At 71.3% G+C, this 21368-nt stretch carries 15 protein-coding genes; 7 read left to right on the plus strand and 8 right to left on the minus strand.

Annotation, left to right across the window (positions count from 1 at the left end; translation table 11 throughout):
• Positions 1-9 precede the first annotated feature (9 nt).
• Positions 10-810, minus strand: coding sequence for a crotonase/enoyl-CoA hydratase family protein (locus ACP4E5_RS03340; RefSeq protein ID WP_425825178.1), 801 nt, complete (start codon positions 808-810; stop codon positions 10-12).
• A gap of 199 nt (positions 811-1009) precedes the next feature.
• On the opposite strand from ACP4E5_RS03340, the gene ACP4E5_RS03345 reads away from it, so the two are divergent.
• Complete coding sequence (locus tag ACP4E5_RS03345) at positions 1010-2629, plus strand: acyl-CoA synthetase (RefSeq protein WP_425825179.1); 1620 nt, start codon at positions 1010-1012, stop codon at positions 2627-2629.
• Between the two features lie 42 nt (positions 2630-2671).
• Here the strand turns inward: ACP4E5_RS03345 and ACP4E5_RS03350 are convergent, their stop codons facing one another.
• Positions 2672-3061, minus strand: coding sequence for a VOC family protein (locus tag ACP4E5_RS03350; protein WP_425825180.1), 390 nt, complete (start codon positions 3059-3061; stop codon positions 2672-2674).
• An 84-nt stretch (positions 3062-3145) separates the two neighbouring features.
• Here ACP4E5_RS03350 and ACP4E5_RS03355 point away from each other — a divergent pair, with 84 nt between their 5' ends.
• The 5 genes from ACP4E5_RS03355 (at position 3146) to ACP4E5_RS03375 (ending at position 10834) form a co-directional block, all read left to right on the plus strand.
• Entirely contained in the window at positions 3146-3934 is a 789-nt protein-coding gene (locus tag ACP4E5_RS03355) for a GNAT family N-acetyltransferase (protein ID WP_425825181.1), read from the plus strand.
• 108 nt (positions 3935-4042) lie between these two features.
• A complete protein-coding gene (gene paaK, locus ACP4E5_RS03360; RefSeq protein ID WP_425825182.1) occupies positions 4043-5344 on the plus strand; it encodes a phenylacetate--CoA ligase PaaK in 1302 nt (433 codons plus the stop codon).
• Between the two features lie 164 nt (positions 5345-5508).
• A complete protein-coding gene (locus tag ACP4E5_RS03365; RefSeq protein ID WP_425825183.1) occupies positions 5509-6660 on the plus strand; it encodes an ABC transporter ATP-binding protein in 1152 nt (383 codons plus the stop codon).
• On the plus strand, positions 6657-8072 hold the full coding sequence (locus ACP4E5_RS03370) for an ABC transporter permease (RefSeq protein WP_425825184.1): 1416 nt from the start codon (positions 6657-6659) through the stop codon (positions 8070-8072). The genes ACP4E5_RS03365 and ACP4E5_RS03370 overlap by 4 nt, the downstream gene beginning before the upstream one ends.
• Before the next feature lie 5 nt (positions 8073-8077).
• Positions 8078-10834, plus strand: coding sequence for an alkaline phosphatase family protein (locus tag ACP4E5_RS03375; RefSeq protein ID WP_425825185.1), 2757 nt, complete (start codon positions 8078-8080; stop codon positions 10832-10834).
• Positions 10835-10864: 30 nt separating this feature from the next.
• On the opposite strand, the gene ACP4E5_RS03380 is transcribed toward ACP4E5_RS03375, so the two are convergent.
• The 3 genes from ACP4E5_RS03380 to ACP4E5_RS03390 all read right to left on the minus strand — a co-directional run bounded on the left by ACP4E5_RS03380 (position 10865) and on the right by ACP4E5_RS03390 (position 15242).
• On the minus strand, positions 10865-12418 hold the full coding sequence (locus tag ACP4E5_RS03380; protein ID WP_425825186.1) for an acyl-CoA synthetase: 1554 nt from the start codon (positions 12416-12418) through the stop codon (positions 10865-10867).
• A 133-nt stretch (positions 12419-12551) separates the two neighbouring features.
• Complete coding sequence (locus tag ACP4E5_RS03385) at positions 12552-14117, minus strand: acyl-CoA synthetase (RefSeq protein ID WP_425825187.1); 1566 nt, start codon at positions 14115-14117, stop codon at positions 12552-12554.
• A gap of 9 nt (positions 14118-14126) precedes the next feature.
• Positions 14127-15242, minus strand: a complete 1116-nt coding sequence (locus ACP4E5_RS03390) for an NAD(P)H-dependent flavin oxidoreductase (RefSeq protein WP_425825188.1) — start codon at positions 15240-15242, stop codon at positions 14127-14129.
• A 178-nt stretch (positions 15243-15420) separates the two neighbouring features.
• Here ACP4E5_RS03390 and ACP4E5_RS03395 point away from each other — a divergent pair, with 178 nt between their 5' ends.
• Positions 15421-17235 (plus strand): serine hydrolase domain-containing protein, encoded by a 1815-nt coding sequence (locus tag ACP4E5_RS03395; protein WP_425825189.1) that lies wholly within the window; start codon positions 15421-15423, stop codon positions 17233-17235.
• Positions 17236-17270: 35 nt separating this feature from the next.
• Here the strand turns inward: ACP4E5_RS03395 and ACP4E5_RS03400 are convergent, their stop codons facing one another.
• Genes ACP4E5_RS03400 through ACP4E5_RS03410 form a run of 3 tightly spaced genes read right to left on the minus strand, consistent with a single transcriptional unit; the run spans position 17271 to position 21334 of the window.
• Positions 17271-18830, minus strand: coding sequence for a phytoene desaturase family protein (locus tag ACP4E5_RS03400; RefSeq protein ID WP_425825190.1), 1560 nt, complete (start codon positions 18828-18830; stop codon positions 17271-17273).
• Between the two features lie 51 nt (positions 18831-18881).
• Positions 18882-19019: a hypothetical protein gene (locus ACP4E5_RS03405; RefSeq protein ID WP_425825191.1), complete on the minus strand. Its 138-nt coding sequence runs from the start codon at positions 19017-19019 to the stop codon at positions 18882-18884.
• A 47-nt stretch (positions 19020-19066) separates the two neighbouring features.
• Entirely contained in the window at positions 19067-21334 is a 2268-nt protein-coding gene (locus tag ACP4E5_RS03410) for a tetratricopeptide repeat protein (RefSeq protein WP_483030477.1), read from the minus strand.
• Between the last annotated feature and the right edge of the window lie 34 nt (positions 21335-21368).

Raw genomic sequence — 21368 nt, forward strand, 5'->3', positions numbered from 1 at the left:
CTGCGGGCCTCACTCGCGCCGGAACTCGGCGGGCCGCTTCTCGGCGAAGGCGCGGGCACCTTCCTTCGCGTCGGCGGTGTCGAAGATGGGCCAGCCGCGTTTCAACTCCGAGGCGAGGCCGTCCGTTTCGGTCATCTCGGCGGTCTCGTAGACGGACGCCTTGACGGCCTCGACGGCCAACGGGCCGCACGCGTTGATCTGTTCGGCGATCTCGAGGGCCGCATCCAGCGCCGTGCCGTCGGGCACCACGCGTCCGACGAGCCCGATGGCAGCGGCCTCCGGGGCCGGGTAGGGCCGTCCGGTCAGCAGCATCTCCAGGGCGTGGGTGCGGGGAACCTGGCGCGGCAGCCGGACCGTCGAGCCGCCGATGGGGAACAGGCCACGCTTGACCTCGAAGAGCCCGAACGTCGCCGATTCCCCCGCCACGCGGATGTCCGTGCCCTGGAGGATCTCGGTGCCGCCCGCGACGCAGTGTCCCTCGACCGCGGCGATGACGGGCTTGCGCGGCCGGTGGTGGCGCAGCATCGCCTTCCAGTGCAGGTCGGGATCGGCCTTGAGCCGGTCCCGGTAGTGCTCGCCCTCCATGCCCTTGCCCGCGAGGGCCTTGAGGTCCATGCCGGCGCAGAACACACCACCGGCGCCGGTGAGCACGATGGACCGGATCGAGTCGTCCGCGTCGGCCTCCACCCACCCGTCGTAGAGGCCGACGAGCATCGGCAGGGACAGCGCGTTCTTGGCCTCGGGCCTGTTGAGCGTGAGTACGAGCGTGGCGCCCTCGCGCCGTACTTCGAGATGTTCGGTCCCACCCATGAGGGGTCCTCCAGTCAGCCGCAGCCTCGGACCTGGAACAGGTTGCAGTAGCGCACGTGCCAGTTCAAGAGTTTTCTGACACTCAGTCAGTTTTCTTGTGCGGAGCCCCTTCCCCCTTACTCCCGGTTCTGTTCTGATGACGGCCAGGAGGCGCCCGGGAGACATCCGGCCCTGGATCATCTGGATCAGGAGGAGCGCGGTGGAGTACAACCTTGCCGACCTGTTCGAGTCGGTCGTCGACGTGGTCCCTGACCGCGAGGCGCTCGTCTACGTGGATCATCCCGGTACGGGCGCGGAGCGCCGGCTCACGTACGCCGAGCTGGACGCGGCGGCCAACCGGGTCGCGCACCACCTGATCGCGGCCGGGATCCGCCCCGGCGAGCACCTGGGTCTGCACCTGTACAACGGCATCGAATACCTTCAGGTGGCCCTCGGCTGCGTCAAGGCGCGCGTCGTCCCGGTGAACGTCAACTACCGCTACGTAGAGGAAGAGTTGGCGTACCTCTACCAGGACGCCGATCTCGCGGCGCTCGTCTTCGACACGGAGTTCACGCCGCGCGTGGCGGCGGCGCTGCCGCGTGCGGAGAAGCTGCGTCACCTGGTGCGGGTGGGCGCTCCCGAGGCGGACGCGCCGCCGCTGAAGGCGGTGGACTTCGACGAGGTGACGGCGCAGTCCTCGGACGCGCGCGGCTTCGCTCCGCGCTCCCCCGACGACCTGTTCATCATCTACACCGGCGGCACGACGGGCATGCCGAAGGGTGTGATGTGGCGTCAGGAGGACCTGTTCTTTGCCGGGTTGGGCGGCGGCGCACCCACGGGTGAGCCGGTGTCACGGCCCGAGGAGCTGGCCGAGCGGGTGGCGGCGGGCGGTGACGGCATCACGTTCTTCCCCACTCCCCCGCTGATGCACGGCACGTCGACGCTCACCGCGTTCATCGGGTTCAACTTCGGCCAGCGAGTGGTCATCCACCGCAAGTTCGCCCCGGAGGAGGTGCTGCGCACCATCGAGAAGGAGAAGGTGACGAGCATGTCCCTGGTGGGCGACGCGATGCTGCGTCCCCTCATCGACGCGCTGAAGGGGCCGATGAAGGGCACGGACTGCTCGTCGATGTTCAGCGTCTCGTCCTCGGGCGCGATCATGTCGGACACGGTGCGCGCCCAGTTCCAGGAGCTGGTCCCGAACACCATGCTGCTCAACAACTTCGGCTCGTCCGAGTCCGGCTTCAACGGCACGGCGACGGCCGGATCGGGCGCGGGCGCCGGCTTCCACGTGCGGGTCAACTCCCGTACGCAGGTGGTGGATCCGGCGACGTACGAGCCGGTCGCGGTCGGTGAGATCGGGCGGATCGCGCAGCGCGGCCATGTCCCGCTCGGCTACTACAACGACCCGGTGAAGACCGCGGAGACGTTCTTCCAGAAGGGCGACGAGCGGTGGGTGCTGCTCGGTGACATGGCGACGGTCGACGAGGCGGGCATCGTCACGGTCCTCGGCCGCGGCTCGCAGTGCATCAACACGGGCGGCGAGAAGGTGTACCCGGAGGAGGTCGAGCAGGCCCTCAAGTCCCATCCGGACATCTACGACGCGCTGGTGGCCGGTGTGCCGGACGAGAAGTGGGGCAACCATGTGGCGGCGGTCGTCCAGCTCATGGACGGCGCGGACGCCCTGACCCTGGACACGGTTCAGTCGCACTGCCGCAGCCACCTCGCCGGGTACAAGATCCCGCGCCAGCTGGTGGTGACGGACACCATCCAGCGCTCGCCGAGCGGCAAGGCGGACTACCGGTGGGCGCGGCAGGTGGCGGCGGAGGGCAGCGCGTAGGCCCGCTCCGCGAGGTGTCGCGGGCGCGCGGGTGTCACGGGCTCAGTCAAGGCAGAACTCGTTGCCCTCGATGTCCTGGAGCGTGATGCACGACTCGTTCTCCTCGTCGGCGCGCTGCGTCAGCACATGCGTCGCGCCGAGCTTGTACAGGCGCTCGGCCTCGGCTTCGAGCACCGCGAGCCGTTCGTCGCCGACGAGCCCGGTTCCAGCCCGTACGTCGATGTGCACCCGGTTCTTCACGACCTTCCCCTCGGGGACGCGCTGGAAGAACAGGCGGGGCCCCTCACCCTTGGGGTCGGCGGCGGCGGACCAGGACTCGTCCTCGTTGGCGCCGGGCGGCATGGCGTATCCGAGTACCTCGCACCAGAAGCGGGCGACCCGCACGGGTTCCGCGCAGTCGAAGGTGATCTGGACCTTCTTGATCGTTGTCATCGGCGCACCCTAGCAAGGGTGTTCCATGGAGCGGTGGGCATTTTTTCAGTTGCCGGGCCGCCGCGCCGGTGCTGAAGTGCCCGCATGGATCACACAGCGGTACGGGACCTGTTCGACCGGCAGATGCGGCGCGAGGCGCGGCCGGACGAGGCCGGGGCGCGGGTGGAGCGGGTCGGTGGCGTGGTGCGCCATGTGGGGCCGGCGGAGGGCTGGAGCGCGGTGCTGTGGTCGGGGCTCGACGAGTCCACCGCCGACGCCGCCATCGCCGAACAGGTCCTGTTCTTCGGCGAGTTGGGCCGGACCTTCGAGTGGAAGACGTACGGGCACGATCTCCCCGCCGACCTTCCCGACCGCCTGAAGGCCGCCGGGTTCGAGGCGGAGGAACCGGAGACGCTGCTCGTCGCGGAGACGGCCGCACTCCCCCTCGACACCGCGCCGCCCGAGGGGATCCGGCTTCTCCCGGTCACCGAGGAGGCGCAGGTCGAGCTGGTGGAATGGGTGCACGACCGGGCCTTCGACTCCGGCCGCTCGTCCATCGGCCACCAGCTCCGGGCCCAGCTCGCCCAGGACCCGGCCACGGTGCCCGCGGTCGTGGCGCTGCACGGCGACGAACCCGTGAGCGCCGCCCGCATGGAGCTGCATCCGGGGACGGCCTTCGCGAGCCTGTGGGGCGGCGGCACGGTCCCCGAGTGGCGGGGCCGCGGCATCTACCGCTCGCTGGTCGCCTTCCGCGTCCGCATCGCCGCCGAGCGCGGCTTCCCGTACGTCCAGGTGGACGCGTCCTCGTACAGTCGGCCGATCCTGGAGCGCCTGGGATTCGTGGCGCTCGGGACGACCACGCCGTACGTCTGGGAGCCCCCGGCCGTCCGCTGACACCGGAACCGGTGCGTCGCACGTCTTGACGACCGCGGTCACTCCTTGAATTACTGATCGACAGCAGGGCAACCGAATGATCGGTCGGGAGTTTCGGGAGTGCGTGCGATGGCGTCGATGGCGACGGACTGGCGGGACGAGGGCGAGCGGCTCGGCGCGGACGAGCTGCGCGCGCTCCAACTGGAGCGGCTGCGCGGCACGCTGCACCGGGTGTACGAGCGGGTGCCGTTCTACCGCGAGGCGTTCGACAAGGCGGGCGTGCGGCCCGAGGACTGCCGCACACTGGCGGACCTGGGGCGCTTCCCGTTCACGACCAAGGCGGACCTGCGGGACAACTACCCCTTCGGGATGTTCGCCGTCGACCAGTCCGAAGTGCGGCGCCTGCACGCCTCCAGCGGCACGACGGGCCTGCCCACGGTCGTCGGGTACACCGAGGACGACCTGTCGATGTGGTCGGACATGGTGGCGCGGGCGATCCGCGCGGCGGGCGGCAGGCCGGGGCACAAGGTCCATGTGGCGTACGGGTACGGCCTGTTCACCGGAGGACTCGGCGCTCACTACGGGGCGGAGCGGCTCGGCTGCACGGTGATCCCGGCATCCGGCGGCATGACGTCACGGCAGGTGCGGCTGATCCTGGACCTGAAGCCCGAGATCGTCATGGTGACGCCCTCGTACATGCTCACCCTCCTCGACGAGTTCGAGCGCCAGGGCGTCGATCCGCGCACCAGCTCCCTGAAGGTCGGCATCTTCGGCGCGGAGCCGTGGACCGAGGAGATGCGGCGCGAGATCGAGGAGCGGGCCGGGATCGACGCGGTCGACATCTACGGCCTGTCGGAGGTCATGGGGCCCGGTGTGGCGCAGGAGTGCGTCGAGACCAAGGACGGGCTGCACATCTGGGAGGACCAGTTCTACCCGGAGGTCGTCGACCCGATCACGGGTGAGGTGCTGCCGGAGGGCGAGCACGGCGAGCTGGTCTTCACCTCGCTGACCAAGCAGGCGATGCCCGTGATCCGCTATCGGACGCGGGACCTGACGCGCCTCCTGCCGGGGACGGCCCGTCCGGCGTTCCGGCGCATGGAGAAGATCACCGGGCGCAGCGACGACATGGTGATCCTGCGGGGCGTGAACCTGTTCCCCACGCAGGTCGAGGAGATCGTGCTGCGCACGCCCGGCGTCGCGCCGCACTTCCAGCTCCGCCTCACCCGCGAGGGCCGCATGGACGCGCTCACCGTGCGCGCCGAGGCCCGGCCCGAAGCGACGCCCGAGGAGCGGGAGGCTGCGGCGCGCGCCATCGCGGCCGGGATGAAGGACGGGGTGGGGGTGACGGTGGGCGTGGAGATCGTCGAACCGGAGTCGCTGGAGCGGTCGGTGGGGAAGATCAAGCGGATCGTGGACCTGCGGACGAAGTGAACGAACCGCCGTCCGGCGACATGTGAGGCTCGCCGGGCCACTCGCGTTTTACGTGCGGTATGCCACCATCCGGCCGTCTGTCGTTCCGCCCTCGTTCAACTCCCGTGCTCTGTGCGCTTCTTGTGGGGTTCCTAAGGTCCATGAGGCCTTGAAGGAAGGGACCCATGGACGACAGACAGCCGGACGACATATCCGGCGACGCACGGACCGACGGCCAGAGCGACGGACGGGCCGACGGACGGCTCGCGCTGCGGGCCCACGGCATCACCAAATACTTTGGCAACGTTGTCGCCCTGGACGGCGTCGACCTCGATGTGGCGCCGGGCCGGATCCACGGCCTGGCCGGTCCGAACGGCGCCGGCAAGACGACCCTGCTCGGCCTGTTCCTCGGCCTCGCCGTCCCCGACACCGGCAGCCTGGAGGTGCTGGGCGCGCCGGTCGGCCGGGCCCTCGCCGCGCCTGCCGGTGTGGCCGGTTTCGTGGACGGGCCGGGTCTCTACCCCACGCTCTCGGCGCGGCAGAATCTGCGCGCGCTGGCGGAGTTGCGCGGTCTCGACGCCCGTACGGCGCCGATCGGTGACGCGCTCGACGAGGTCGGGCTCGGCGAGGTCGCGGACGACCGGGTGCGGGGCTTCTCCCTCGGGATGCGCCAGCGCCTCGGGCTGGCGGCGGCGCTGCTCACCGAGCCGCGGCTGCTGATCCTCGACGAGCCGTCCAACGGCCTCGATCCGGCGGGCACCCGGCATGTGCACCGCGTGCTGCACCGTCTCGCCGCGGCCGGCACCGCCGTCGTGCTCTCCAGCCACCGGATGGACGATCTGGAGGCGCTGTGCTCCGAGGTCACCATCCTCGCGACCGGCCGCGTCGTCTTCTCCGGCCCGCTGAGCGAGCTGGCCGCCGAGCACCGTGAACTCGAGTACCGGCTGCTGACCTCCGACCCGCGCGCGGCCCGCGAGCTCGCGGCGGCCACCGAGGGGATCCGCACGGTCGAGGCCTCCGACGCGGCGGCCCGGTACGGCGCGGAGGCGCTCGTCGTACGGGCCCGGGTCCCCGCCGTCGACGCCCTGGTCGCGCGGATCGTGGGCGCGGGTGTCGCGCTGCGCGAACTCGCGCCGGTGGTCTCCCCGTTGGAGGCGGCGTTCCTGGCGCTGACCGAACGGACGGCGGAGGACCGGACCCAGGACCTCCAGGAAGGCGGAAGCGGGAACGACGAGGCCGACGAGGACGCAGCTGGTCCGCCCGGTCCCGTCGGCGACGAGTCGCACCAACACGACGCCACACCGTCGCGCGAGCCCCAGCGCCAGGAGGCAGCATGACGACCACCACGGCCACCGCCTCCACCGCCTCCACCGCACCGCCTGGTCCCGCCGACCCCGCCGCCCCGGCCCGCCCCGTCGCCGTCCGGCGCGCCTACCGGTTCGAACTGGTCAAGCTCGTCTCGCAGTGGCGTATCCGGCTTCTGGTGCTTGCCTGTTGGCTCGCGCCCGGCCTGTTCGTGGCCGCCGTCAGCCTCCAGAGCACGCTGCCCACGGACACCCTGTTCGGCCGCTGGATGCACGCCACCGGGTGGGCCGGTCCGCTGGTGATGCTGGGCTTCGCGGGCGTGTGGGCGCTGCCGCTGCTGACGTCGCTGGTCGCCGGTGACGTGTTCGCCGCGGAGGACCGGCTCGGTACCTGGCGGCACCTCCTGGTGGCGGTCCGCTCGCCGGGCCGGATCTTCGCTGCGAAGGCGCTCGCCAGCCTCTCCGTGCTCCTGGTGCTCGTGGCCGGGCTCGCCGTGTCCAGCGCGGTCGGCGGGCTCCTGACGGTCGGTCACCATCCGCTGGTCGGCCTCGACGGCAGCGCCATCGGCGCCTCGGACGCGGCGGGCCGGGTGTTCCTCGCCTGGCTGTGCGCCCTCGCCCCGACGCTGGCCCTCGCCGCGCTCGGCCTCCTCGGCTCGGTCGCCCTCGGCCGCTCCCCGATGGGGCTGCTGCTGCCCGCGCTCGTCGCGCTGGCCCTTCAGCTCGCTCAGTTGCTGCCACTGCCGGTGAGCGTGCGCACGGCGCTGCCCGGCTACGCGTTCATCGCGTGGAACGGGCTGTTCACCGGTCCCGTCCAGCTCGCTCCGCTGCTGATCGGCGTCGTCATCGCGCTGGTGTGGGCGGCGGCCGCGACCGGGCTCGCGTATCTCCTGTTCGTACGGCGGGACTTCACCAACCCGACCGACGACGCGTCCGGTCGTCGTGCGCTCACCCTGGGGGCGCTCCCGCTCGTCGGGCTCCTCGTGGCGAGCGTCGTCGCCGTCGGCCTGGCGGCCCCGGCCGAGGGTTCCGGGATCACCCAGGAGAAGGTGCAGCGCTCGGTGGCCACCGCGTTCGCGCACCTGTATCGCACCCAGACCGAGCAGCTGCACCGCCCGGCCGTCACCGAGGAGCAGCTGCACGCCTCGGCGGCGTGCACGAAGGGCGATGTGCGCGACGGGGCCGAGGGGGCGGGCAACGACTGGCGCTGCGTCGTCTCCTGGCACCTCCCTGACGTCGAGGCCACCGGTCAGGCCATCTACCAGCTCGACGTCACCGCTGACGGGCGGTTCGTCGCCGACGGCGACGGGCCGAAGGAAGTGAACGGCTACTTCCTGGTGCACACCTCCACCGGGGACACACCGAACCCGCTGTGGCAGTTCGACGGCACCGTCGAGCTGCTGTCCGCCACACCGCACCACATAGGCAAGGTTCCGAAGGGATGAACTCCATGCAGGTAACACGCCGCCGCAGGCGCGTGCCGCGGGCCGGTCTCGGCTCGCTCGCCGGACGCATAGGCCGCCGCAGACCGCTGGCCACCGCCGGCATCACCGCCCTCGCCCTGGCGCTCGCGGGCACAGCCTTCGCCCAGACCCACCAGTTCGGCACCGACCAGGTCGGGCAGGAGACCGCCAACGGACGGGTCGTCTCCAGTGACCAGTACATCGCCCCGTACGGCGACAGCATGGTCATCGACAGCGGGAAGATCATGTCGTCCGAGGTCAGCCCGGACGGCGGGCACCTCGCGGCCTCGCTCACGGACGGCGGCGCCGCCCTCGGCATCGTCGATCTGAAGACCTGGAAGGTCCAGCAGCTCGTCAGCAACGCGGCGACGTCCTCGCCGCGCATCAAGAGCAACAACGTCGGCCAGGAAGGCCCCACCTACTCCCCCGACGGCAAGCAGCTGTGGCTCGGCCAGATCGACGGCTACACCAAGTTCACGGTGCAGGCGGACGGCTCCGTCTCCGACCCGACGTACATCAACATCCCGGCCGACGGCGCCAAGCACGCGCTCGTGGGTGAGCCGGTGTTCTCGGCCGACGGCTCGACGGTCTACTCGGCGGTCAACGGGCAGAACCGCGTCGTCGCCCTCGACGCGGCGAGCGGCGCGATCAAGAAGAGCTGGTCGGTGGGGAACGCCCCGCGCGACCTGGCGCAGGTCGGCGACAAGCTGTACGTCAGCAACGAGGGCGGCCGCCCGGCGAAGGCCGGCGAGTCCACGATCAACTCGTACGGCACCGACGTTCCGGCCGACCCGAAGACCGGTGCGACCACCACCGGCACGCTCAGCGTCATCGACCTGGGCCACCCGGACACCGCCGTCGGCTCCATCGACGTGGGTCTGCACCCGACGGCCCTGTACGCGAAGAAGGGCGCGCTGTTCGTCACGAACACCGCGACCAACGACGTGTCCGTCGTCGACACCGCCAAGGACAAGGTCGTCCAGACGATCTCGACCAAGCCGTGGCCCGAGGCGTCGGTCGGCTACGAGCCGAACGCGACGACGCTCACCGACGACGGCCGGCTCCTCGTGACGTTGGGCCGCGCCAACGCGGTCGCCGTGTACCGGTACAAGTCCCCGCAGGAGCCGGTGAGTTACGTCGGTCTGCTGCCGACGGACTACTTCCCCGCGGAGATCAGCACCATCGGCAAGCAGGTCGTGGTCTCCAACACCCGCGGCATCGACGCCCGCCGCGCCACCACCAAGGCCGGGCACACCACCCACGACACGACGTCGAGCGTGCAGCACTTCACGCTGCCCAGCGACAAGGTGATCAAGAAGCAGACGGGCAAGGTGTTCCAGCAGAACGGCTGGACGGCCGGCGCGGCCAAGAAGGCGAGCGGCGCGACCAAGGCGAAGGCGGTTCCCGTCCCTGCCCGTCTCGGCGACCCGTCGACGATCAAGCACGTCTTCCTCATCGTCAAGGAGAACCGGACCTACGACCAGGTCTTCGGTGACATGAAGGAGGGTGACGGCGACGCCTCGCTCGCCGAGTTCGGCGAGAACGTCACGCCCAACCAGCACGCCATGGCGCGGCAGTTCGGCCTGTACGACAACACGTACGACATCGGCACGAACTCGGCCGAGGGCCACAACTGGCTGATGCAGGCGGACAACCCGGAGTACACCGAGTCGTCGGCCGGTGAGTACGCGCGCAGCTACGACACCGAGGACGACGCGCTCGGCCACCAGAAGTCCGGTTTCCTGTGGACCGGCGCGCAGTCGGCCGGGAAGTCGGTGCGGGACTTCGGCGAGTTCCACCAGTTCCTCGACAAGCCGGCCGACGCGAGCTGGCAGAACCTGTACTGCGACAGCAAGAACATGGCGACGACCGGTAAGGGCAGCGCGTACAAGCTGACCTCGTCCTCGCCGATCCCGTCGCTCAACTCGGTGTCCGTGCCGGGCTTCGCGAAGTTCGACACGTCCGTGCCGGACGTCTACCGCTCGGAGATCTGGAAGCAGGACTTCGCCAAGAACGGTCCGGCGAACCTGAACATGTTCTGGCTCTCCAGCGACCACACCGGCGGCCCGGCGAGCGCGCCCGCGCAGGTCGCGGACAACGACCTGGCGACGGGCCGGATCGTGGACCAGATCTCGCACAGCAAGTACTGGAAGGACTCCGCGATCTTCGTGGTCGAGGACGACTCCCAGGCGGGCCTCGACCACGTCGACGGCCACCGCGCCCCGGTCCAGATCATCAGCCCGTGGGCGAAGCACGGCGCCGTGGACAACCACTACTACTCGCAGATCACGATGGTCCGCACCATCGAGCAGATCCTCGGCATCCACCCGATGAACCAGAAGGACACCGCGGCCAGCCCGATGACCGCCGCCTTCACGAAGAAGGCGGACACCACTCCGTTCAACGCGGTGCCCAACCGGACCTCGCTGACCGCGGGCCTCGCGACCCCGCCGTCCTGCGGCGAGGACACCCCGGCGGCCCAGAACCCGAAGGCGGCGGCCGTGCCGTCGACGTCGGTCCCGTCGGACAAGAAGAAGCTCGCCGACACCTGGCAGACCTGGAAGTCGAAGCAGCGCCTCACGGGCGAGCACGCGGTGCCGGACTACGCGAACCCGGCGCAGATGAACCACTTCACCTGGTACGAGACCCACGGCTGGAAGAAGGCGTACCCCGGCGAGAGCAAGATCTACGCACCGGACGATGTGCCCGGCGCGTTCATCCCCTCGGCGGAGAACGACGGCTGATCGGCCTGATCCAAACGACAGGCCGAGCGTCTAGCCTTCGGTGAACCGGTCCCTGAGCTCGCGCTTGAGGATCTTGCCGGAGGCGTTCCGCGGCAGCTCGTCCACGAAGACGACCCTCTTGGGCGCCTTGAAGTGGGCGAGCTGCTCGCGTGCGTGGGCGATGAGTTCCTCCTCGGTGACGTCCGCGCTCGTCACCACGACGGCGGTGACGGCCTCGATCCAGCGCTCGTCGGGCAGCCCGACGACGGCCGTCTCGGCGACCGCCGGGTGGGTGTAGAGCGCGTCCTCGACCTGCCGCGAGGCGACGAGCACGCCTCCGGAGTTGATGACGTCCTTCACCCGGTCGACTACAGTGAAGTAGCCCTCACTGTCGCGCACCGCGAGGTCGCCGGACCTGAACCAGCCGTCCCGGAAGGCCTGTTCGGTCTCCTCGGGCTTGTCCCAGTAGCCGTCGCACAGCTGCGGGGAGCGGTAGACGACCTCGCCGGGTGTGCCGTCGGGCAGCTCCTTGCCGTCGTCGTCGACGATCTTCGCCTCTACGAACAGGACGGGCCGCCCGCACGAGTCCATCCGCCCCTCGTGCTCGTCGGGTCCGAGGACGGTGGCGAGCGGCCCGATCTCGCTCTGCCCGAAGCAGTTGTAGAAGGCGAGCCCCGGCAGCCGCTCGCGCAGCCGTTCAAGGACCGGGACCGGCATGATCGAGGCGCCGTAGTACGCCTTGCGCAGCCCGCTCAGGTCACGGGCCGCGAACTCGGGGTGCTGGGAGAGCCCGATCCACACCGTCGGCGGCGCGAACAGGCTGTCCGCCTCCCCCGCCTCCACCAGGTCGAAGACCGGCCCCGCGGCCGGCGCGTCGAGGATCGTGTTGGTGGCGCCCACCGCCAGGTACGGCAGCAGGAAGACGTGCATCTGCGCCGAGTGGTAGAGCGGCAGCGCGTGCACCGGCCGGTCCGTCTCCTTGAGGTCGAGCGCGTGGATGGCGCTCACGTACTCGTGCACGAGCGCGCGGTGTGTCATCCGGGCGCCCTTCGGGAGCGCCGTCGTGCCGGACGTGTAGAGGAGTTGCGCCAGGTCGTCGGCGCCCGGCACGTCCCCGTCGTACGGCGCGCTCGCGGCGAGGCGCATGAGCAGCGTGTCGTCCGCGTCGCGCAGCGGCAGCACCCGTACGTCGCCGGGGAGCCGGTCCGCGATGTCGGGGTCGGCGAGGACGAGGGAACTGCCCGACTGGCCCACGATGTACGCGAGGTCGTCGCCGGTCAGGTTCTGGTTGACCGGGACGTGCACGAGGCCCGCGCGGGCGCAGGCGAGGAAGCCGATCAGGTACGCGTCCGAGTTGTGCCCGTAGGCGCCGACCCGGTCGCCCGGCGCGAGGCCCTCGGCGCGCAGGGCCCCGGCCGCGCGGGACACGGCGTCGTCCAACTCCTCGTACGTCCACGAGCGCGCCCCGTAGCGCAGGGCGACGCGCGCCGGGGTGCGGCGTGCGCTGCGGCGCAGGACTCCGTCGACGGTGCTGCTGGCGGCCTCGGAGTGGGGCCTCCCTTGCTCAAGCGGAGCCGAGAGCTTGGGGGAAGGTGACCTCGTCATGGCGTGATCCTGTGCGGTGACGGGCGCCGGGTCAAGGTGTGGGCCGTGGGCCGTGTTCAGCCCTCGGGGCCGGAGTCCTGTCCGTGGTGGCTGCCCCCGCATCCCGCGAGGGGCAGCCACCACCGGCGCACGGTCACACCACTCGGGTCCGCCCCTCCCAGTACGGGTCCCGCAGGCGGCGCTTGTAGAGCTTGCCGTTGGGGTCGCGGGGCATCGTCTCGATGAAGTCGACGCTCTTGGGGCGCTTGTAGCCGGCGAGCTGTGACTCGCAGTGAGCGAGGATCTCGGCGGCGAACGCGTCGTCGGCCACGCGACCCTCCGCGACCTCGACGACGGCCTTGACCTCCTCGCCCCAGTCGTCGTTGGGGATGCCGAACGCCGCCGCGTCGGCGATGCCCGGATGCGTCAGGAGCGCGGACTCGATCTCGGCGGGGTAGATGTTGACGCCGCCCGAGATGATCATGTCGATCTTGCGGTCGCGCAGGAAGAGGTAGCCGTCCTCGTCGATCACGCCGAGGTCGCCGACGGTGAAGAAGTCGCCGATGCGGTTCTTCTTCGTCTTGCCCTCGTCCTTGTGGTACGAGAATCCGCCGGTCTTCATCTTCATGTACACGGTGCCGAGTTCGCCGGCGGGAAGCCGGTTCCCGTCGTCGTCGTAGACCGCCAACTCGCTGATGGGCCAGGCCTTGCCGACGGTTCCCGGCTTCTTCAGCCAGTCCTCGGCCGTGGCGAACGCGCCGCCGCCCTCGCTGGCCGCGTAGTACTCCTCGACGCACGTCCCCCACCAGTCGATCATGGCGCGCTTGACGTGGTCGGGGCAGGGCGCGGCGCCGTGGATCGCGTGCCGCATGGAGCTGACGTCGTAGCGGTCCTTGACCTCCTGCGGCAGCGCGAGCAGGCGGTGGAACTGGGTCGGCACCATGTGCGTGTGCGTGCACTTGTGGGCGTCGATGAGGCGGAGCATCTCCTCGGGCGTCCACTTGTCCATCAGGACGACGGGGTGCCCGATGTTCAGGGCGGCGCCCGCGAACTGGAGGACCGCCGTGTGGTAGAGCGGCGAGCACACGAGGGCGACGTTGTCGTCGAACGGCTTGATACCGAAGATGCCGAGGAAGCCGCCGAGGTACGCCTCTTCGGGGAGCTTGCCCTGGAGCGGGCGGCGGATGCCGCGGGGGCGGCCCGTCGTGCCGGACGTGTAGTTCATGACCCAGCCGAGCGTGCGGTCCTCGGGCGCCGATCCGCTCTGCCCGTCGAGGAGTTCGGCGTACGGGCGGAAGCTCGGGACGTTCCCGACCGCGTACCGGTGGCTGTCGGGCAGGCCCGCCTCGTCGGCGGCGGAGCGGGCCGCGTCGGCGAACCGCTCGTGCGCGATGAGCACCTTGGCGCCGGAGTCGGAGACGATCCAGGCGATCTCCGGCCCTACGAGGTGGTGGTTGACCGGTACGAGGTAGAAGCCGGCCTGCGAGGCGGCGAGGTAGGCGGTGAAGAACTCGACGCTGTTGGGGAGCACGACGGCGAAGGCGTCGCCGCGTTCCAGGCCCGCCGCACGGAGGCCGTGAACCATCTTGTTGGCGGCGGCGTGCAGGCGACCGGCCGTCCACGGCTCGCCGTCCGGGGCGATCAGGACCGTACGGTCGGGATCAGCGGTGGCCTGCGCCCAGAAGCCGTTGGGGGGTGTGCTGTCGGGGGATGCGCTCATGCTTGTCACTCACCGTCCTGCGATCTTGTTGATGCGGTCGATCGCCTTCTCGAAGCCGCGGGTCAGGTCGTCGAAGACCGCCTGGACGCTGCGCTCCTCGTTCATCCGCCCCACGATCTGCCCCACCGGCGTGCCGAGCAGGGGCTCCACCTCGTACTTCTGGATCCGGGACACGGCCTCGGCGACGAGCAGGCCCTGCAACGGCATCGGCAGGGTGCCAGGACCGGCCGGGTCGTCCCACGCGTCCGTCCACTCGGTGCGCAGCTGGCGCGCGGGCTTCCCGGTCAGCGCGCGCGAGCGCACCGTGTCGCCGGAGCCCGCGGCGAGCAGCTTGCGGGTGACGGCGGGCGAGTGCATGTCGGCCTCGGTGGTGGTCAGCCACACCGAGCCCAGCCACACGCCCTGCGCGCCGAGCGCGAGCGCGGCGGCGACCTGCTGGCCGCTGCCGATGCCGCCCGCGGCCAGGACCGGCAGCGGGTCGACGGCCTCCACGGCCTCCGGCGTGAGCACCATGGAGGCGATCTCGCCGGTGTGGCCGCCTGCCTCGTAGCCCTGCGCGACGACGACGTCGATGCCCGCCTCTGCGTGCTTCTTGGCGTGCCGGGCGCTGCCCGCGAGCGCGGCGACGAGGATGTCGTGCTCGTGGGCGCGGGCGATGACGTCGGCGGGCGGTGAACCGAGTGCGTTGGCGAGGAGTTTGATCGGGTAGTCGAAGGCGACGTCGAGTTGGCTGCGGGCGACCTGCTCCATCCAGCCGGTGATGCGCCAGCCGGACGCCTCGCCCTCGGCGAGTTCCGGGACGCCGTACTTGGCGAGGGTCTCCGTGACGTACTTCCGGTGCTCCGGCGGGATCATCGCCTCGATGTCGGCCTCGGTCAGTGTTTGATTCCCTTTGGCTTCGACCTTCTTGGCGGGCATGACGACGTCGAGGCCGTAGGGCCGTCCGTCCGCGTGTCCGTCCAGCCAGTCGAGGTCGCGTTTGAGGTCGTCGGGTGCCGTGTAGCGGACCGCACCGAGCACGCCGAAGCCTCCTGCCCTGCTGATGGCCGCGGCCACCGCAGGGAACGGCGTGAAGCCGAAGACGGCGTGCTCGATCCCCAGTTTCTTGCTCAGCTCCGTCTGCATGCGCGCAGGATGCCGCAGCGCGGCGGACGACGGAAGGGGTTTTCTGATGCGGCGTCAGATTCTTCATCGGCCGGTCGCACCGCAGGGGTGTTGACACGAGGCAGCGCTGACAGAGAAATTTCATCCGACTCGGTAGATCCCGAAAGAATTTTTCAGAAGGGCCTCGTCCATGACGTCCATGAGTGGAGAACCCGAAGCAGTGGACAGACCGCACAGCGGCGGCTCGGCCTCGGGCCCGACCCGGCGACAGTTCGGCGCGGCGGGCCTCGCCCTGGGTGGCGCCCTGGCCCTCGCCCCGTTCCCGGCGGGCCCCGCCGCGGCCGCCACCGAGGCCGCGGCGGCCCGGCCGACACTGCGGCGCGGCTCCCCCGAGCGCGCTGGCCTCCTCGCGGGACATCTGCGCCAACTCGTCGCCGACGCCGAGAAGTTCCTCGGCGCCTTCCCCGGAGGCCCCAAGCACCCCTGGTACGCGGGCGCGGTGCTGCTCGCGGGCCGTGGCGGCACGGTCGCGCTGCACCAGCCGATCGGCAAGGCGGTGCGCTACTCCCACTACGACGACAAGACGGACACGGGCGTCGAGTTCCCGGCCGACCAGCAGATCGACATGGCCGACGACACCGTCTTCGACCTCGCCTCGATCTCCAAGCTGTTCACGTCGATCCTCGCCGTGCAGGAGATCGAGCGCGGCGCGCTGGACCTCGAGGCGAAGGTCGTCACGTACCTGCCCGAGTTCACCGGCGGCGACAAGCAGGACGTCACGGTCCGTCAACTCCTCACGCACACCTCGGGGTTCGAGCCCGACATCGCCTTCTACAAGGTGTCCGGGCGCGACGCGCAGCTCGCCCTCCTGTGGAAGGAGGCGCTGATCAATCCGGCGGGCAGCACGTACCTGTACTCGGACCTCAACCTCATCACGCTCCAGCTCGTCGTCGAGAAGCTCACCGGCAAGCGCCTGGACGTGCTGCTGCCCGAGCGGATCACGGGGCCGCTCGGCATGACCCGCACCCGCTACAACCCGCCCGCCTCCTGGAAGCCCAAGGTCGCGGCGACCGAGGACGCCCGCGCGCCGTGGTCGGGCCTGGACCGGGGCCTGGTGTGGGGCGAGGTGCACGACGAGAACGCGTACGCGTTCGGCGGCGTCGCGGGCCACGCGGGTGTGTTCTCCTGCGCCTGGGACATGGCGGTGCTCGGCCGCACGCTGCTGAACGGCGGGACCTACGGCAAGGCCCGGATCCTGTCCCAGAAGTCCGTGGACCTCATGTTCACCAACTTCAACACCGACTTCCCCGGCGACGAGCACGGCCTCGGCTTCGAGCTCTACCAGCACTGGTACATGGGCGCGATGGCGACACCGAGCACGGCGGGCCACACCGGGTTCACGGGCACCTCGCTCGTCCTCGACCCGACGACCGACTCGTTCCTCATCGTCCTCGGCAACTCCGTGCACCCCGTGCGCAGTTGGCGATCCGGATCCGCTCCCCGGGTCGCCGCGGGCGACAACATGGCGCGCGCGGTCGCCGTGCGCCCCAAGCACGGCCGCACCGCCTGGTTCTCCGGCATGGCGAGCGCCACGTCGGCGACGCTGACGCTGCCGGATCTGCGCCTCGCGTCCGACGAGGCGCGGCTCGACTGCGACCTGTGGTGGGACACGGAGCCGCATTCCGACTTCCTGTTCCTGGAGGCGTCCACGGACGGCGGCTCGGCCTGGAAGCCGCTGCCGTTCACCACGGGCCGCTCCGACGCCCACCCGTCGGGTGCGGTCGACGGCTACGCCGACCGCACCTGGCACCGCCTCACCGCCGACCTGGGCACCTTCGCCTCGTCCGCCCTGCGCCTCAGATGGCGCTACGCGACGGACCAGCTCTACGTGGGCCGGGGCGCCTACGTCGATGGCATCCGCGTCCTCGACGGGGACGCCGTGGCGTTCGACGACGCGCGCCCGGCGGACGCGTCCCGTATCGAGGCGAAGGGCTGGACGGCCTCCCAGGACTAGTTTCTACGCGTAGTTTCTACACGCGTGCGGTCGGGTCAGCCGCCGAGCACCGCCATCGCGGCGTTGTGTCCCGGAATTCCGCTGACCCCGCCGCCGCGCACGGCGCCCGCGCCGCACAGCAGGACGTTGGCGTGCGCGGTCTCCACGCCCCACCGGCCGGTGCTTTCAGCGGCGTACGGGAACGAGAGCTCCCGGTGGAAGATGTTGCCGCCGGGCAGCCGCAGGTCACGCTCCAGGTCGAGCGGGGTCTTCGCCTCGACGCAGGGGCGGCCTTCCGCGTCCTCGGCGAGGCAGTCCTCGATGGGTTCGGCGAGGTGGGCGTCGAGCTGGGCGAGCGTGGCTTTCAGCAGGTCCGCGCGGGCCGCGTCGTTGTCGGCGGCGAAGAGCCGGGCCGGGGTGTGCAGGCCGAACAGGGTGAGCGTCTGGTAGCCGCGTTCCACCAGGTCCGGGGCGAGGATCGTCGGGTCGGTCAGCGAGTGGCAGTAGATCTCGGAGGGCGGCGCACTGGGCAGGGCGCCCGCGGCGGCCTCGGCGTGCGCCGTCGCCAACTGGCCGTATCCCTCCGCCACATGGAAGGTTCCGGCGAACGCCTCGCGCGGGTCGACGGAGGTGTCCCTCAGGCGCGGCAGCCTCTTCAGCAGCATGTTGACCTTGAGCTGGGCGCCCTCCGCGGGGGCCGGCGGGGTGTCACCGGTGAGCCGGGCGAGGTCCTGCGGTGAGGCGTTGACGAGGACGTCGCGGGCGGCGACGGTGCCCTCGAAGTCGGCCGTCCTGTACGTGACTTCGGCCTCGGCGCCGTCCGTCTCGATGCGGGTCACCTCGTGCCCGGTGACGAGGTCGGCGCCGGCCGAGCGGGCCGCGGCGGCGAGCGCGTCCGTGAGAGCGCCCATGCCGCCGACGGGGACGTCCCAGTCGCCCGTGCCGTTGCCGATCACGTGGTACAGGAAACAGCGGTTCTGGGCGAGGGACGCGTCGTGGGCGTCGGCGAACGTCCCGATCAGGGCGTCGGTGAGGACGACGCCGCGCACCAGGTCGTCGGTGAAGTGCTCCTCGATGCCGACGCCGATGGGGTCCTCGAACAGCAGCCGCCAGGCGGCCTCGTCGTCCACGAGAGAACGCAGCGCGGCCCGGCTGGGCAGGGGTTCGGTGAGGGTCGGGAAGACGCGTTCGGCGACGCGCCGGGTCGTCTCGTAGAACCGGGTCCACGCCTCGTACTCCCGCTCGCCACCGGTGAGTTCGCGGAACGCGGCACGGGTGCGCTCCTCCCCGCCACCCACGAGCAGTCCCGTCGGCCGGCCGTCGCGGACGGTCGGGGTGTACGAGGAGACGTCGCGGGTCGCGGTCGCGAACCGCAGTCCCAGGTCGGCCACGATCTTCTTGGGCAGCAGGCTGACGAGGTACGAGTAACGGGAGAGCCGGGCGTCGACGCCGGGGAACGGGCGGGTGGAGACGGCGGCGCCGCCGGTGGCGCCGAGGCGTTCGACGATGGCGACGGACTGTCCTGCGCGGGCGAGGTAGGCGGCGGCCACCAGGCCGTTGTGGCCGCCGCCGACGACGACCGTGTCATAGCGGGCGCGGAGATCATGTGCGGGCATGACCCTTGGTAACACGAGCCGCGCGGCGTCGACCAGAGGCCGGGCCCGCGCTCACGCGCCGGGCGCGCCCTGTCGGCGCACGGCGACGGACCGTCCGGCGCCGACGAGGTAACCGGCGGCCACCAGGCCGTTATGGCCGCCGCCGACGACGACCGTGTCGTAGCGGGCGCGGAGATCATGTGCGGGCATGACACTTGGTAACACGAGCCGCGCGGCGTCAGAGGACGGGCCCGCGCTCACGCGCCGGGCGCGCCCTGTTGGCGCAGCGTGGCCACCCTCCGGTACAGGGCGACCGCGTCCGTCGTGCGGCCCAGCTGCTCCAGGCAGTGCGCCTCGTCGCCCAGGCTGGCGAGGGTGCCGGGGTGGGCCTCGCCGAGGACGCGCTCGCGGGCACCGGCCACCGCGCGGTACTCGCCGAGGGCGTCCTGCCAGCGGCCGAGCCAGCCGAGGCCGACGGCGACCTCGCGGCGGCTGACGAGCGTGTCCGGATGGTCGGCGCCGAGCACGCGCCCGCGGATCGCGCACACGTCGCGGGCCTCCGCGAGGGCCTCCTCCCAACGGGCCATCCGCCCTAGGTTCACCCCGAGCCCGTGCCGGGCCCGCAGCGTCTCGGGGTGGTCGGGCCCGCTGACCCGCGTACGGTCGTCGATCAGGTCGCGGTAGAGCGTGAGGGCCTCCGCGCTGCGGCCCAGGCGGCCGAGGCTGATGCCCACTTCGTAGCGGGCGGCGAGGGTGTCCGGGTGGTCGGCGCCGAGCGCGCGCGCCCGTGCCCGCACGACCTCCTGGTACACCCGCAGCGCCTCGCTCCAGCGGCCGAGCTGGCCCAGGGCGTAGGCGACCTCGCAGCGGGTGACGAGTGTGTCGGGGTGGTCGGCGCCGAGGACCCGGGCGCGCGCGTCGGCGACCTCGTCCGCCATCCGGTACGAGTCCTCCAGGCGTCCGAGCCTGCTGAGGTTGAAGGCGAGGTTGTGGCGGCAGCGCAGCGTGTCCGGGTGCTCGGGGCCCATGGCCCGCTCACGGGCGGCGAGCACGGCGCTGTACACCTGGTGCGCCTCGAAGTGCCGCCCCAGCTTGCCCAGTACGTACGCGACCTCCTGCCGCGCCCCGAGCGTGTCGGGGTGCTCGGGGCCGAGGACGCGCTCGCGGCCCTCGACGACGCCGCGGTACTCGTGCAGCGCGTCGGCGGCACGCCCGGTGCGGCTGAGGGTGAAGGCGACCTCGTAGCGGCTGGCGAGGGTGTCCGGGTGGTCGGGGCCGAGGGCGTGCTCCCGCTCGGCGGCGACGGCGCGGTGCACCTCGCCCGCCTCGGCCCAGCGCTCGACCCTGCCGAGGCTGAGTCCCGCGTTGTGCCGGGAGACGAGGGTGGCGAGGAGTGCCGGGTCGGGGGCGGGCCGGCCCGCCGCTTCCGGCGCGGTGGGGGTGCGGTCGGTGTCGCGCGGGATCCACTCGCCGGAGAGCCCGGCCGCCGTGTCCGGGGGTGTGACGCGCGGGCCCGGGCCCGCGGTGGCCTTGTGTCCCGTGGTCATGCCGCGGGTCCAGGAGGGCAGCCGGGGCTCGCGCGCTTCGGGCTGCGCCGACCGTTCCGGATCCCGCGGCTGTGCGGGCACGCCCGCGCTCGGCTCGATCAGCGTCGCCCGCACCGTCGGCACGTACGTCCCGCGTCCGGGCAGCGCGCCTTCCGTGATACGGCGTCCCAGCTCCCGCGCGTCGCGCGGCCGTTCGTCGGGGTCCTTGGCGAGCAGGTCCAGGATGATCCGGTCGAGATAGCCGGGCAGCTCGGGCCGATGTCCGCGCGGCGCTTCCGGCTCGGTGTCGCGGTGCCCGACGAGCACGGACCACGCGTCCTCCAGGTCGAACGGCGGGGCGCCCGTGGCGATCTCGTACAGCACGCATCCCAGCGAGTACAGGTCGCTGCGCTCGTCGACCTGGTCGCCCCCGATCTGCTCGGGCGACATGTAGTGCGGGGTCCCCATGGCGATGCCGGTGCCGGTGAGGCGGGCGGTGAAGCCGATGTCGTGGCCGAGCCGGGCGATGCCGAAGTCGCAGATCTTGGCGGTGCCGTCGCCGAGCCGCATGATGTTCGCGGGCTTCAGGTCCCGGTGCACCACGCCCTGTTCGTGGGTGTAGGCGAGGGCGGACGCTACCTGTCCGGCCATGTCGACGACGTCGTCCACGGGCAGCGGGCGGTGTCGGTTGTCGACGAGGAGCTGGCTGAGGTTCTTCCCGCCGAGCAGCTCCATGACGAGATACAGGATGCCCTCGTACTCGCCGAAGTCGTGCACGACGGTGATGCCCCGGTGCTGGAGCGCGGCGGCGACCCGCGCCTCCCTGCGGAACCGCTCCCGCAGGATGCCGGTGAAGGCCTGGTCGCGCTCAGGACCGAGCGGCTTGAGGCATTTCACGGCGACGTGCCGGCCGAGCGCCTCGTCGCGCGCCCGCCAGACCTCGCCCATGCCGCCCCGGCCGATCAGGTCGATCAGCTGATACCGCCCGTGGATCAGCATGCCGTCCCGCGTCTCCCCCACCCCTGGCATCTCC

It is taken from the genome of Streptomyces fractus (assembly GCF_049844455.1).
GTDB classification, from domain to species: Bacteria; Actinomycetota; Actinomycetes; order Streptomycetales; family Streptomycetaceae; genus Streptomyces; species Streptomyces fractus.

Bases quoted from the DNA above. Each gene is read 5' to 3' on its own strand.
- ACP4E5_RS03340 (WP_425825178.1), bottom strand. From the start codon at position 810: ATGGGTGGGACCGAACATCTCGAAGTACGGCGCGAGGGCGCCACGCTC.
- ACP4E5_RS03405 (WP_425825191.1), bottom strand. From the start codon at position 19,019: ATGCCCGCACATGATCTCCGCGCCCGCTACGACACGGTCGTCGTCGGC.
- ACP4E5_RS03385 (WP_425825187.1), bottom strand. From the start codon at position 14,117: ATGAGCGCATCCCCCGACAGCACACCCCCCAACGGCTTCTGGGCGCAG.
- paaK (WP_425825182.1), top strand. From the start codon at position 4,043: ATGGCGTCGATGGCGACGGACTGGCGGGACGAGGGCGAGCGGCTCGGC.
- ACP4E5_RS03380 (WP_425825186.1), bottom strand. From the start codon at position 12,418: ATGACGAGGTCACCTTCCCCCAAGCTCTCGGCTCCGCTTGAGCAAGGG.
- ACP4E5_RS03355 (WP_425825181.1), top strand. From the start codon at position 3,146: ATGGATCACACAGCGGTACGGGACCTGTTCGACCGGCAGATGCGGCGC.
- ACP4E5_RS03390 (WP_425825188.1), bottom strand. From the start codon at position 15,242: ATGCAGACGGAGCTGAGCAAGAAACTGGGGATCGAGCACGCCGTCTTC.
- ACP4E5_RS03365 (WP_425825183.1), top strand. From the start codon at position 5,509: ATGGACGACAGACAGCCGGACGACATATCCGGCGACGCACGGACCGAC.
- ACP4E5_RS03410 (WP_483030477.1), bottom strand. From the start codon at position 21,334: ATGCTGATCCACGGGCGGTATCAGCTGATCGACCTGATCGGCCGGGGC.
- ACP4E5_RS03400 (WP_425825190.1), bottom strand. From the start codon at position 18,830: ATGCCCGCACATGATCTCCGCGCCCGCTATGACACGGTCGTCGTCGGC.
- ACP4E5_RS03375 (WP_425825185.1), top strand. From the start codon at position 8,078: ATGCAGGTAACACGCCGCCGCAGGCGCGTGCCGCGGGCCGGTCTCGGC.
- ACP4E5_RS03350 (WP_425825180.1), bottom strand. From the start codon at position 3,061: ATGACAACGATCAAGAAGGTCCAGATCACCTTCGACTGCGCGGAACCC.
- ACP4E5_RS03370 (WP_425825184.1), top strand. From the start codon at position 6,657: ATGACGACCACCACGGCCACCGCCTCCACCGCCTCCACCGCACCGCCT.
- ACP4E5_RS03395 (WP_425825189.1), top strand. From the start codon at position 15,421: ATGAGTGGAGAACCCGAAGCAGTGGACAGACCGCACAGCGGCGGCTCG.